The 12,106-nt window shown below is 58.0% G+C and carries 12 protein-coding genes; 7 read left to right on the forward strand and 5 right to left on the reverse strand.

What is annotated here, in order from left to right; all coding sequences use genetic code 11:
• Positions 1-8: 8 nt before the first annotated feature.
• Positions 9-941: a glutathione synthase gene (gene gshB / locus ACR0EO_RS17795; protein ID WP_480692050.1), complete on the forward strand. Its 933-nt coding sequence runs from the start codon at positions 9-11 to the stop codon at positions 939-941.
• Here the strand turns inward: gshB and ACR0EO_RS17800 are convergent.
• From ACR0EO_RS17800 to cobU, 4 genes are read right to left on the reverse strand one after another with little or no spacing between them, the layout of a single operon-like run.
• On the reverse strand, positions 938-2,452 hold the full coding sequence (locus ACR0EO_RS17800) for a YifB family Mg chelatase-like AAA ATPase (RefSeq protein ID WP_480692052.1): 1,515 nt from the start codon (positions 2,450-2,452) through the stop codon (positions 938-940). The two genes, gshB and ACR0EO_RS17800, sit on opposite strands and share 4 nt — an antisense overlap.
• A 45-nt stretch (positions 2,453-2,497) precedes the next feature.
• Positions 2,498-3,382: a glutathione S-transferase N-terminal domain-containing protein gene (locus ACR0EO_RS17805; RefSeq protein WP_480692054.1), complete on the reverse strand. Its 885-nt coding sequence runs from the start codon at positions 3,380-3,382 to the stop codon at positions 2,498-2,500.
• 57 nt (positions 3,383-3,439) lie between these two features.
• Complete coding sequence (locus ACR0EO_RS17810) at positions 3,440-4,018, reverse strand: histidine phosphatase family protein (RefSeq protein WP_480692056.1); 579 nt, start codon at positions 4,016-4,018, stop codon at positions 3,440-3,442.
• The gene (cobU, locus tag ACR0EO_RS17815) at positions 4,015-4,536 is read right to left on the reverse strand and encodes a bifunctional adenosylcobinamide kinase/adenosylcobinamide-phosphate guanylyltransferase (protein WP_480692058.1); all 522 of its coding nucleotides are present in this window, start codon (positions 4,534-4,536) and stop codon (positions 4,015-4,017) included. Before cobU ends, ACR0EO_RS17810 begins: the two co-directional genes overlap by 4 nt.
• Before the next feature lie 100 nt (positions 4,537-4,636).
• Between cobU and ACR0EO_RS17820 the strand changes: the two genes are divergently transcribed.
• The 6 genes from ACR0EO_RS17820 (at position 4,637) to ACR0EO_RS17845 (ending at position 11,177) form a co-directional block, all read left to right on the forward strand.
• The gene (locus tag ACR0EO_RS17820) at positions 4,637-5,515 is read left to right on the forward strand and encodes an RNA polymerase factor sigma-32 (protein ID WP_480692060.1); all 879 of its coding nucleotides are present in this window, start codon (positions 4,637-4,639) and stop codon (positions 5,513-5,515) included.
• Positions 5,512-6,327: a ChaN family lipoprotein gene (locus ACR0EO_RS17825; RefSeq protein WP_480692062.1), complete on the forward strand. Its 816-nt coding sequence runs from the start codon at positions 5,512-5,514 to the stop codon at positions 6,325-6,327. Before ACR0EO_RS17820 ends, ACR0EO_RS17825 begins: the two co-directional genes overlap by 4 nt.
• A 63-nt stretch (positions 6,328-6,390) precedes the next feature.
• Complete coding sequence (gene coaBC / locus ACR0EO_RS17830) at positions 6,391-7,587, forward strand: bifunctional phosphopantothenoylcysteine decarboxylase/phosphopantothenate--cysteine ligase CoaBC (protein ID WP_480692064.1); 1,197 nt, start codon at positions 6,391-6,393, stop codon at positions 7,585-7,587.
• A gap of 15 nt (positions 7,588-7,602) precedes the next feature.
• Complete coding sequence (gene dut, locus ACR0EO_RS17835; protein WP_480692066.1) at positions 7,603-8,058, forward strand: dUTP diphosphatase; 456 nt, start codon at positions 7,603-7,605, stop codon at positions 8,056-8,058.
• Complete coding sequence (locus tag ACR0EO_RS17840; RefSeq protein ID WP_480692068.1) at positions 8,058-9,104, forward strand: HesA/MoeB/ThiF family protein; 1,047 nt, start codon at positions 8,058-8,060, stop codon at positions 9,102-9,104. The genes dut and ACR0EO_RS17840 overlap by 1 nt, the downstream gene beginning before the upstream one ends.
• A gap of 57 nt (positions 9,105-9,161) precedes the next feature.
• Positions 9,162-11,177: a M3 family metallopeptidase gene (locus ACR0EO_RS17845; RefSeq protein WP_480692070.1), complete on the forward strand. Its 2,016-nt coding sequence runs from the start codon at positions 9,162-9,164 to the stop codon at positions 11,175-11,177.
• Here ACR0EO_RS17845 and ACR0EO_RS17850 read toward each other — a convergent pair.
• Complete coding sequence (locus ACR0EO_RS17850; protein WP_480692072.1) at positions 11,174-12,106, reverse strand: 2-hydroxyacid dehydrogenase; 933 nt, start codon at positions 12,104-12,106, stop codon at positions 11,174-11,176. The genes ACR0EO_RS17845 and ACR0EO_RS17850 overlap by 4 nt on opposite strands.

The raw sequence follows: 12,106 nt of genomic DNA on the forward strand, positions 1-12,106 counted from the left end.
GACACGCCATGAAAATTGCCTTTCAGATGGACCCGATTGGGGCCGTGGATATCAACGCAGACAGCTCATTCCGACTAGCCGAAGAGGCGCAGTCGCGAGGGCACTCGCTGTTCTTCTACAGCCCGGACCAACTGGCTTATCAGGAGGGGAGGATCACCGCACGCGGTCATGATATGACGGTGCAGCGTGTAGCGGGCAATCCGGCCGAACTTGGTCCTGAGCGCGAGGTCGATCTGGCGGAATTCGACGTGGTTTGGCTCCGCCAAGACCCTCCGTTCGATATGCACTACATCACATCGACACACCTGTTGGATCGACTGAAGGGGCAAGCACTGGTGGTCAACGACCCGTTCTGGGTGCGGAATTACCCGGAAAAGCTGTTGGTCCTTGATTTCCCGGACCTGACGCCCCCAACGACCATCGCGCGCGATCTTCAGACCATCAAAGCGTTTAAGGAAAAGCATGGCGATATCATCCTTAAGCCGCTTTATGGCAATGGCGGTGCTGGAGTGTTCCGCTTGGATGCTAACGACCGCAACCTGACGTCTCTGCACGAGTTGTTCACAGGATTTTCGCGTGAGCCGCTGATCGTCCAGAAGTTCCTGCCCGACGTCAGCAATGGGGACAAGCGCGTGATCCTTGTGGATGGCGAAGCTGTGGGAGCGATTAACCGCGTCCCGGCCAAAGGAGAAACGCGCTCGAACATGCATGTTGGTGGACGTCCTGAAAAGATCGGCTTGTCTGAACGTGATCAAGAGATTTGCGCCGCGATTGGTCCCCTTTTAAAGGAAAAGGGTCAAATCTTCGTTGGGATCGATGTGATCGGGGATTACCTGACCGAGATCAACGTGACCTCGCCCACCGGCATTCAGGAGCTCGAACGGTTCGACGGCGTAAACATCGCCGAAAAAATCTGGCAGGCAATCGAATCCAAGCTTTAAGACGCTACCTTGGCGCTGATGCGAAAGCTCAGCGCCTCGGCAACGTGGGGGCGCCTGACATCGACGGCGCCATCAAGGTCGGCAATGGTTCGTGCCACGCGCAGAATGCGGTGAAAGGCACGGGCTGACAGGCCAAAACGCTCAGCTGCCCTTAGAAGCAACTCCCTACCTTCGGCGTCAGGGGCGGCAATTTCTTCTAGCTGGTTGCCTTCGACATCAGCGTTCTGGCGAACTGCCGGCGTATCGTGGAACCGTTCGGCCTGAACGGCGCGGGCTTGTCCGACACGCGCCGCAACGGTTACCGAACTGTCGCCAGAGGCAGGTAGGTCCAGGTCGGTAAATCCAACCGGCGGCACCTCAATCCGCAGATCAAAACGATCCATTAATGGGCCTGATATTCGACCCAGATAATCCTCACCGCACACCGGCGCGCGTGAACAAGCGCGGGCAGGATCGGTCAAGTACCCGCACCTGCAAGGATTGGCTGCGGCGACCAGCATAAAACGGCAAGGATATTTGACGTGCGCGTTTGCACGAGCCACCATGACCTCGCCCGTTTCAATAGGTTGGCGCAGGGTTTCCAGCACGGTTCGAGGAAACTCAGGGAGTTCATCCATAAACAATACACCGTTATGAGCGAGCGAGATTTCACCCGGTTTCGCACCTCTACCACCACCAACAATCGCAGCCATCGAGGCTGTGTGGTGCGGTTCGCGAAAAGGGCGGGAGCGGCTAATGCCGCCTTCATCCAACAGCCCGCACAACGACTGGATCATAGATGTTTCCAGTGCCTCGGTTGGGGTCAACGGCGGTAGAATACCGGGCAGGCGCGCTGCTAACATGGATTTTCCCGACCCCGGCGTTCCAATCATGATCAAGTGGTGACGTCCTGCAGCCGCAATTTCCAACGCTCGTTTGGCGCGCTCCTGGCCTTTTACATCACGCAAATCGCGGGCGCTGGGCGTAAGACTAACCTCGCCCGGTTGGGCCGCGGGTAACGGTGACTGGCCGGAAAAATGACGTACGACATCGCCTAGCGACCCGGCGCCGATCACCTGCGTGGCATCGACCCACGCGGCCTCAGCACTTGAAGCACGAGGGCAAAGCAAAGCGCGATCCTCGGCGGCGGCGGTCATTGCGGCGGGCAGGGCTCCGACCACAGGAACCAACGAGCCGTCCAATGACAGTTCGCCCAAGGACACTGCGCCTTCAACGGCATCTCGTGGGATAATCTCCAAAGCTGACAATAGTGCCACCGCGATGGGTAGGTCGAAATGGCTGCCCTCCTTAGGCAGGTCGGCAGGGGATAGGTTGATAGTGATGCGTTTCGACGGCAACGCGATGGCCATCGAACTCAGCGCACTGCGCACGCGGTCACGAGCTTCGGACACGGCTTTGTCTGGTAGGCCGACGATGGAAAAGGCGGGCAGGCCTGGCGAGACGGCGCATTGCACCTCGACCGGGCGTGCATCGACCCCTTGGAAAGCTACTGTGTGGGCGCGAGCAACCATGAACGACCTTTTTAGTTAACAGGTCGTTGCTGCCATGATCACCGTTTAAGAATCGTTAACGGTGCCTGCCATCTCAGCGAATTTAGGCCATGCGCCAGGGTCCGCGACAGTTTTGTCCCTGCAGAATTGGTTGCAGAAGCCCCATCGCTGCCCGTCTAGTTCAAGAACATGCGTAACCGTTTTTCCGGAGTACGGGCATGAGGCATTAACCGCCTCGCCTCCGTCAACAGATCGCGCAGCCGAGTGTCCGCCGATTGGCCATGCCTGAGAGGATAAGTCCAGCGCATAGGGAAATGGATCATAGGCCACGGTCATCCCCATAGCGCGCCACTGACGCACGGACGAATCTGACAACAATTCAAGACAATACGCTCGGTTAGCGTCAGAAACTGGCAACCCATACCCGATGATCCGCGCTGCAACCGGCGTGTAGAACACGTCCGCCAGGGAATAGTTGCCGAAGAGCGGTCCGGTTTTTGCACCGGATACCGACCGGGCATGGTCCCACAGGGTTTCTATTCGGCTTAGGTCAGTCTGCGTTTCAGGGGATGGGACAAACCCCTGCCAGCAGTGCTTCAGTTGCATCGGGCATTCACCGCGCAGTGCATTGAACCCAGCCACCATCTCGGCGCAAAGCCACCGTGCAGTTGCTCGCGCAGCGGCGTCCTCCGGCCACATTCCAGCCTCGGGGTGTTGTTCGGCCAGGGTCTCGGCCATAGCGAGGCTTTCACCCACAACTGTACCGTCAGGCAGGCGCAACGCGGGCACGAGACGAGCCGGGGCAAGGGCTTTCATATCTTCGGGCATCGTGCCGGAATAGAGGCCAATCATATGGCTTCGATAGGGAAGGCCGAACTTTTCCAGCATCAGCCAACCGCGCATGGACCAGCTGGAAAACAGGCGGTCTCCGATAAACAAATCATAGGTCATGCCCAAGGATGGCGTGGCAGAACTAATCAGTAAATCAGTGATTTGTGCGGGGTATGATCACGGACAGTGATTGATCTGCCCAACAGACCAGTAATCTCCATGGTGGGTTATGTCCGTGACCGAGAGATTGTCGATCCGGTGGCTGAACGCTTCTTGCGCGTTGACATTTAAGGCACGTTGGACCTGCGTCAGGATCACACCGAAGTGGGCGACCACGATCAAGTCGTGCCCGGTGTAATCGGCGATCAATTGGTCGATCACCGTATCGACGCGGGCACGCACTTCGTTCCAGCTTTCTCCCTCGGGGGGGCGCACCTCTCCGGGATTGTCCCAGTAAGCAAAAGCCAGTTCAGGGTCCTCGGCCTCGATCTCTTTGAAGCCGCGCAGTTCCCACGTACCAAAATGGATTTCGCGCAGGTCGGAGTGATGTGGCAATCGCTGACGCGTACCCTGAATGGCCGAAGCGGTATCTGCTGCACGGGATAGGTCGGACGAGATGACCAGAGCCTTGGTCGGCAAGTGATCGTGCAAACGCGAAATGGCCGCGTGATCACTGAGGTCTGCTGGCAGATCGGACCATCCAACCATGGTTTTAGCGTGGGTCGGCCCATGCCGGACAAGATGCAACCGGGTCATGGTAATTGTCCCTTTAGAACCAGAGGCAGACCAGCGGTCACTTGCACGACCAGATCTGCCTGTGCTGCCAAAGCAATGTTCAGGCGCCCCTGTGCCTCGCGAAATCGGCGGGACAAGGCGTTGTCGGGGACAATCCCGTGGCCAACCTCATTCGAAACAATGACAACGGGCGCACGGCACAAGCGAAGCGCATTCACAAGATCATTCTGGGCGTGGTCGAGGTTGTTTTCGGCCAACAGGTGATTGGTCAGCCACATGGTCGCGCAGTCGATCAGGCAAATATCTTCGGGGGTCAGATCTGACAGCGCGGGTCCTAAGTCAAAAGGAGCTTCGATCGTCGACCAGCCTTCTCCGCGTTGAACGATGTGGCGCTGAACCTTGTCGCGCATCTCGTCATCAAACACTTGTGATGTGGCAAGATAAATTTGTTTTTTGCCTGATGAAACAACTAGTTGCTCGGCGTAAGCCGACTTACCCGAGGCTGCGCCACCCAACACAAAGGTTAAATCCGGATACACTGTAATTACCTTTCTTGTGATCCACCCGGTTTTGTTCTGCGTATCGACCCTAGGTCGGCAAGGCAAGTCCGGCCCGCGCCTGTGAAAAGGGGAGATTTCAATGGCACTCGATAATGCGAACGATTTCTCGATGTCCCGGCAAGCGATGAAGGCCGAACTGCTGGACGCGGAAACAGAATTAAAACTGGCTTATGCTTGGCGCGACGATCGCGATGAGCAGGCCTTGCATCGGCTGATAACGGCTTATATGCGCCTGGCCATTTCAATGGCAGCCAAGTTCAAACGTTATGGCGCCCCGATGAATGATCTCATTCAGGAAGCTGGGTTGGGCCTCATGAAAGCTGCTGACAAGTTCGATCCTGACCGGGGCGTGCGGTTTTCGACCTATGCGGTCTGGTGGATCAAGGCCAGCATTCAGGATTACGTCATGCGCAACTGGTCAATGGTGCGGACGGGATCAACCTCTTCTCAGAAGTCCCTCTTCTTCAACATGCGCCGTGTTCAAGCCCGTTTGGAGCGTGAAGCCGCGACAGAGGGTATGGAGTTGGATCGTCATCAATTGCATCAGATGATCGCGGCCGAGATTGGGGTGCCTCTGCGCGACGTCGAGATGATGGAGGGAAGACTTTCCGGCTCTGACTTCTCATTGAATGCCTTACAGTCTGCCGATGAGGACGGTCGAGAGTGGATCGACGCCTTAGAGGATGAGCGTGAGCAGGCAGCCGAGACGGTCGAAAACAGCCATGACACCGAACAACTGCGCGAATGGTTGGTTACCGCGATGAAGGCGCTGAACGATCGAGAAAGGTTCATTGTTCGCGAACGCAAACTGCGTGAACCATCGCGGACATTGGAAAGCCTTGGGCAGGAATTGGGTCTTTCCAAAGAGCGTGTGCGTCAGCTCGAGGCGGCTGCATTTGTAAAAATGCGCAAGAACCTTGAAGCCCAATCGCGCGAGGTGCAACACTTCATTGCATGAGACAGCTTGCGATTCTGCTTTGTGCACTTGTGGTTATGGCCGGACCCGGCCATGCCGACGATCTGATACCGGATGACGTACTGACTGCGATGACCTCATCGGATGTCATTATTTTGGGCGAGATTCACGACAACCCTCAGCACCACGTTATCCAAGCCGAGGCTCTGAAGGCCATCATGCCATCGGCGGTGGTTTGGGAAATGGTGACCGAGGAAGGGGCGCAGCGCCTGGCCGACAAAGCTGTTTCCAACCCCGAGGAGCTTTCGAGAATACTTGAATGGCTGGAATCCGGCTGGCCGCCCCTTAGTATGTATTATCCTGTATTTCAGGCTTCGGACGCACCGGTATATGGCGCAATGGTGCCACGCGCTGCAGCCCGTGCCGCGATGGAGCGGGGTGCTGCCACCGCCCTAGGGGCAGACGCTGCTCGCTATGGATTGACGGTGCCTCTACCCCAAGATCAGCAGGCTGCGCGAGAAGCGGACCAGTTGGCCGCTCACTGCGATGCGATACCTGAGAGCGCTCTGCCTCAATTGGTTGCCATACAGCGGCTACGCGATGCTGTTCTGACCCGCGCGATCCTGCGCGCGTCGGATGAAACCGGTGGGCCTGTGGCGGTCATCACGGGCAACGGTCACGCACGCAAAGACCGTGGCATCCCGACCTTTTTGTCCCGATTGCGTCCAGGGCTAAAAGTGTTTGTGCTAGGCCAGTCCGAAGACGGTGCGGTAGCCGGAGAGTTCGACGCGGTGATCGACAGCCCGGGCATTGAGCGCGAAGACCCCTGCCTTGCTTTTGAAACGCAGAATTAACCGCTGGAACTGTTCGGCCCCCTTGCCTAATGTCGGGGCCGACCGGGACGGGAAGGGCTCAACATGCTGGCATCGAAACGCATTCTGCTGATCATTGGCGGTGGGATCGCGGCCTACAAATCGCTGGATCTGATCCGGCGTCTGAAAGAACGCGGCGCGGCCGTAACGCCCGTGCTGACCCGTGCAGCCGAAGAGTTCGTGACACCTTTGTCGGTTTCCGCCTTGGCTGGAGAAAAGGTCTACCGGGATTTGTTCGACCTGACAGACGAAGCTGAAATGGGTCATATCCAACTGTCGCGGTCTGCCGACCTGATCGTTGTTGCTCCGGCGACTGCGGATCTGATGGGTAAAATGACTTCGGGGTTAGCCAATGATCTGGCCTCAACACTTCTTATGGCAACTGACACGCCAGTTCTGTGCGCTCCGGCGATGAACGTCAGGATGTGGGAGCACCCAGCCACGCAGCGCAATCTCAAACAGTTGCAGGCAGACGGTATTCGCTTTGTCGGTCCTAACGAAGGTGACATGGCTTGTGGCGAATATGGCCCGGGCCGCATGTCCGAACCCCTTGAGATCGTAGCTGCGATCGAAGCTGAACTGGGCGCGGGACCGCTCAGCGGCAAGCGTGTGCTTGTAACCTCAGGGCCGACGCATGAGCCGATCGACCCGGTGCGCTACATCGCCAATCGCTCTTCCGGAGCTCAGGGTTCAGCGGTCGCCCGAGCCCTTGCTGCGCTGGGGGCTGACGTTGTCTTTGTAACTGGACCCGCAGATGTGCCGCCGCCACCGGGGGTTCAGGTGGTTGCAGTGGAAACCGCGCAGCAGATGTCTGACGCGGTGGATGCCGCCCTGCCGGTTGATGCGGGGGTATTTGCGGCTGCGGTTGCGGATTGGCGGGTTGCCAGTGCCTCGGATAAGAAGCTGAAGAAAAGTCGGGACGGGTTGCCGGCGCTGGAATTTGCCGAAAACCCGGACATTCTAAAGCGGATTGCCCATTTAAAGGCCGGACGGCCCGCGCTGGTGGTTGGCTTTGCGGCTGAGACTGACAACGTGATTGAACACGCCACTGCTAAGCGGGTACGCAAGGGCTGTGATTGGATCGTAGCCAATGATGTCAGCCCGGCAACAGGGATCATGGGCGGGTCCGAAAATGCGGTGATCCTGATCTCGGACCATGGCGCTGAGGAATGGCCTCGTATGGGCAAAGACGCGGTGGCGCAGCGTTTGGCGACTAAGATCGCTGATGCGCTGACACGCTAAACCAAGGGAGCGGTAATGGTTGCAATTCGTGTGATCCGAGAGGAGGGGTCTGATCCGTCGGTACCTCTGCCGTCCTATGAAACCGCCGGTGCGGCTGGCGCAGATGTGAGGGCGAACTTACCGGGGGCTGCTTCGATAACGCTAGAACCTGGTCAGCGTGCCTTGGTGCCCACTGGATTGCGCATCGAAATCCCGCAAGGATTTGAGGTACAGGTGCGCCCCCGCTCGGGCTTGGCGCTAAAACACGGCGTCACTCTGCCCAACACTCCAGGTACAATAGACAGTGACTATCGCGGCCCTTTGGGTGTGATCCTGCTGAACGCAGGGCAAGAGGCGTTTGAGATCACCCACGGTGAGCGTATCGCTCAATTGGTTGTTGCCCCAGTCCTGCAGGCCGTGTTCGAACCTGTTGACGCGCTTAGCGACACCGAGCGTGGCGCGGGCGGTTTTGGCTCGACCGGACGCGGCTGATGCTACTGGTTCTGATCCTGGCTGCGGGCCTTTGGGGTATCGGCTATTTGGCCGGAGTTTCCCGCTCTGCACGCATGGCTTCGGTTGGAATGTTGCTATTGGGTGTTATCACGGCCCAACTGGCTCTGCCTGATGGCCACCCGTTGCGTGAGGCGACTGGCGGCTCTGCGGCGATGTGGTTGATCTTGGGTGGCTTCGCCATTCTGGTTCTGGTTTACGGAAGAGTGCTGAAAGCGCTGCGAAATCGCGCAGTACCTGGCGCAGCCAAGGAGCCCGTAATGCCGTCCGACCAATTCTCTGAAACCGAACTGGAACGTTATGCTCGCCACATCGTTTTGCGAGAGCTGGGTGGCCCGGGGCAGAAGAAAATGAAACTGGCCCGCGTTCTGGTCATCGGTGCCGGAGGGCTCGGCGCCCCAGCGCTGCAGTATTTGGCGGCGGCTGGTGTCGGGACTATCGGCGTGATCGATGATGATGAGGTCGAGAATGCCAATCTGCAAAGACAGGTCATCCACCGGGACACTGATATTGGGATGCCCAAGGTTTTCTCGGCGCAACAGGCGATGCTGGCGCAAAACCCCAATGTGACCGTCCTGCCGTATCACCGGCGGTTAACTGACGAGGTCGCTTCGGACTTGTTTGCCGATTTCGATCTGATCCTCGATGGTACCGACAATTTCGAAACCCGCTATTTAGCTAACCGCACAGCGGTTGCGTTGGGCAAACCGCTGATCTCAGGTGCCCTGTCACAATGGGAAGGTCAGCTAAGCGTGTTTGATTCCGCCCATGATGCCCCCTGTTATCAGTGCATCTTCCCCGAGGCTCCGGCCCCCGGGTTGGCCCCGTCCTGCGCTGAGGCTGGGGTTATCGGCCCATTGCCGGGTGTGGTCGGGTCTATGATGGCGGTAGAAGCGATCAAAGTGATCACGGGTGCCGGGCAAGCGTTGCGCGGTGAGATGCTGATTTACGACGCACTTTATGGTGAAAGCCGCAAGATTACCCTCTCGCGTCGGACTGATTGCCCAATTTGTGGATCTGCTGCCTAGTTCCGTACTGGATCACCCGGCCTGCCGTTCCTAACTCTGTGGTCAAAGGAGACATGCATGACCAATCCGATCCTATCCGCTTGGACCACGCCGTTTGAAATCGCACCTTTCGCTGACATCGCCGATACAGACTTCGCCCCGGCACTGGACAAGGCGATGCAGGCCCACAACGCACAGATCGACGAAATTGCTGGCAACACGGACAAGCCCACTTTTGCCAACACGATCGAGGCGCTTGAGGCCGCAGGTGAGCAGATGGACAAAGTTCTGTCGGTGTTCTTCACTGTCGCGGGTGCGGACAGCAATTCGGCGAGGGAAGAGTTACAACGTGAATTCTCTCCCAAGTTGGCGGCGCATTTTTCGGGTATTTCTTCGAACAAAGCTCTGTTTAACCGCGTGGCTGATCTGTGGGCTCGCAAGGATGACTTGAACCTGACAGAAGAACAGGCGCGCGTATTGATGCTGACCCATCGAGGTTTTGTGCGCGCAGGTGCTGCTCTCGAGGGCGACGAGGACGCCCGGATGCAAGAGATCAAAGCGCGCTTGGCTTCGCTCGGGACCTCTTTCACTCAGAACCTTTTAGCGGATGAACGCGATTGGCGCATGGAACTGTCCGAAGATGATCTTGAGGGCTTGCCGGAATTCGTTGTGGATACCGCCCGCGCCGCTGGACAAGAGAAAGGGGCGAAGGGCCCGGTTGTAACTCTGTCCCGGTCACTCATCGTGCCATTCCTGCAATTTTCACCGCGCCGGGACCTACGGGAAAAGGCCTATCGCGCCTGGACTGCACGGGGCGCAAATGGCGGTGAGACCGACAACCGAGAGATTGCGGCCGAAATCCTAACCTTAAGAGAAGAACGGGCCAAGTTACTGGGGTATGAAAGTTTTGCGGCGTACAAGCTGGAAACCGAAATGGCCCGCACACCTGATAAGGTGCGCGATCTGCTGATGCAGGTGTGGGAACCCGCCAAAGCCCGTGCTGACTCAGATGCGGAAATCCTGACGCAGATGATGCAGGCGGAAGGCGTTAATGGCCCGCTGGAGGCCTGGGACTGGCGTTACTATGCTGAAAAGCGCCGCAAGGCCGAGCATGATCTGGATGAGGCCGCACTGAAGCCGTACCTGCAGCTGGACCGCATGATCGAGGCGTCGTTCGCTTGCGCCAATCGCCTGTTCGGGCTGGAATTTGCACCACTGGATGTACCGCTCTATCACCCCGATTGCCGGGCGTGGGAAGTCACGCGGAACGGGCAGCATATCGCGGTGTTCATCGGTGACTACTTTGCGCGTGGCTCGAAGCGTTCCGGCGCGTGGTGCAGCGCGATGCGGTCTCAGGCCAAGTTTCCCAAGGTGCAGGCGCCTGTCGTGATTAATGTTTGCAACTTTGCCAAGGGTGACCCGGCGCTGCTGTCATATGACGATGCGCGCACGTTGTTTCATGAATTCGGCCACGCGCTGCATCAGATGCTTTCGAATGTCACCTACGAAAGCATTTCGGGCACGTCGGTCGCTCGAGACTTTGTAGAGTTGCCCAGCCAGCTCTACGAGCATTGGCTGGAGGTTCCCGAGGTGTTGTCGGAGTTCGCTACGCATGCTGAAACGGGCGAACCGATGCCGCAAGAGATGCTGGAAAAAGTGCTCAAGGCTGCAAATTTCGATCAGGGGTTCCAGACGGTGGAATATGTGGCTTCGGCACTGGTTGATCTGGAGTTCCACAATGGCGCTGCGCCCGCTGATCCGATGGTAAAGCAGGCAGAGGTTTTGGCTGGAATTGGAATGCCCCAAGCTATCGGAATGCGTCATGCGACACCGCACTTTGCGCATGTGTTTGCTGGCGACGGTTATAGTTCCGGCTACTACAGCTATATGTGGTCCGAAGTGATGGACGCTGATGCTTTTGCCGCTTTTGAAGAGGCCGGAGGTGCATTTGACCCCGACAGGGCCAAGGCGCTGGAGGAAAACATTCTTTCCACCGGCGGTTCACGCGAGGCAGAGGATCTGTATCTGGCTTTCCGTGGGCGCTTGCCGGGTGTTGATGCGCTGTTGAAGGGCCGAGGCCTGATCGCCGCTTAGTACCCTAAGTCACGATCGACGAGGTGAAGGAAGGGTTCGCCAGCCTCTCCTCGTCGAATGTTCTCGCATATAACCTGGGCCGCCGTGGCGGGGCGCGTCTCAGACGCTATGTGAGGGGTCACTGTGACGTTAGGATGCGCCCAATAGGGATGGTCTGCAGGCAGCGGTTCTACCCTAAAAACATCCAACGTGGCGTGGCCTATGTGACCGGAGTTCAGGGCTGCGAGCAGCGCACCATCTTCGATCAAGGGGCCACGACCGGGGTTTATGATACACGCTCCGTTTGGCAGCAGGGCCAAGGCTTCGGCATTCAGTGTGTTCTCGGTCGCAGGCGTGTCTGGCAGCAGCAGAACCAAAATCTCTGCTTGGGATAAGGCGGCCCTAAGCCCGTCTTCGCCATGCAGACAATTGACGCCAGGGATATCTTTGGCGGTGCGGCTCCAACCGGTCACATTGAAGTTCAACGCGGCCAGCGCCCGGGCGACGGCTTCTCCCAAGGCGCCCAGACCAAGAATGCAGACCTCGCGTTGGTTGGCCAAAGGCGGTGCCTCGGGGTTCCAGACACCATCTTGCACAGTGATGTGCCGGTCCATCCCAAGATGGTAGCGCAGCACGTGGCCCACCACCCATTCTGTCATTCCCTGCGTCAGCCCATGATCCACCATTCGCGCTAATGGGACTGTCAGGGTTTCATTCCCGGCGATACTTTCAACTCCGGCCCACAGGCTCAGCACTGCCTTCAACTGCGTGTACGGGGTGAAATCCAGTAGCCCTCCGTTCGGGGCATAGACGACATAGTCGACCTGATCTGGCTCAAATTCAGTTCCCAGGTGAAAATCCACTCCCGCCTCAGTCAGGCCTTTGGTCAGCAAAAGCTCGTAAACAGGCCATAAGGCGGGGCGCGCGGAAAACAGGACGTTCACGGGCAT

Source organism: Ruegeria sp. BE9, assembly GCF_056538765.1.

What these genes read in the sequence shown, in the direction of transcription:
- ACR0EO_RS17805 (WP_480692054.1), bottom strand. Translation starts at nt 3,382, where the DNA reads ATGACCTATGATTTGTTTATCGGAGACCGCCTGTTTTCCAGCTGGTCC.
- gshB (WP_480692050.1), top strand. Translation starts at nt 9, where the DNA reads ATGAAAATTGCCTTTCAGATGGACCCGATTGGGGCCGTGGATATCAAC.
- ACR0EO_RS17840 (WP_480692068.1), top strand. Translation starts at nt 8,058, where the DNA reads ATGCTACTGGTTCTGATCCTGGCTGCGGGCCTTTGGGGTATCGGCTAT.
- ACR0EO_RS17810 (WP_480692056.1), bottom strand. Translation starts at nt 4,018, where the DNA reads ATGACCCGGTTGCATCTTGTCCGGCATGGGCCGACCCACGCTAAAACC.
- ACR0EO_RS17850 (WP_480692072.1), bottom strand. Translation starts at nt 12,106, where the DNA reads ATGCCCGTGAACGTCCTGTTTTCCGCGCGCCCCGCCTTATGGCCTGTT.
- ACR0EO_RS17845 (WP_480692070.1), top strand. Translation starts at nt 9,162, where the DNA reads ATGACCAATCCGATCCTATCCGCTTGGACCACGCCGTTTGAAATCGCA.
- ACR0EO_RS17825 (WP_480692062.1), top strand. Translation starts at nt 5,512, where the DNA reads ATGAGACAGCTTGCGATTCTGCTTTGTGCACTTGTGGTTATGGCCGGA.
- coaBC (WP_480692064.1), top strand. Translation starts at nt 6,391, where the DNA reads ATGCTGGCATCGAAACGCATTCTGCTGATCATTGGCGGTGGGATCGCG.
- ACR0EO_RS17800 (WP_480692052.1), bottom strand. Translation starts at nt 2,452, where the DNA reads ATGGTTGCTCGCGCCCACACAGTAGCTTTCCAAGGGGTCGATGCACGC.
- ACR0EO_RS17820 (WP_480692060.1), top strand. Translation starts at nt 4,637, where the DNA reads ATGGCACTCGATAATGCGAACGATTTCTCGATGTCCCGGCAAGCGATG.
- dut (WP_480692066.1), top strand. Translation starts at nt 7,603, where the DNA reads ATGGTTGCAATTCGTGTGATCCGAGAGGAGGGGTCTGATCCGTCGGTA.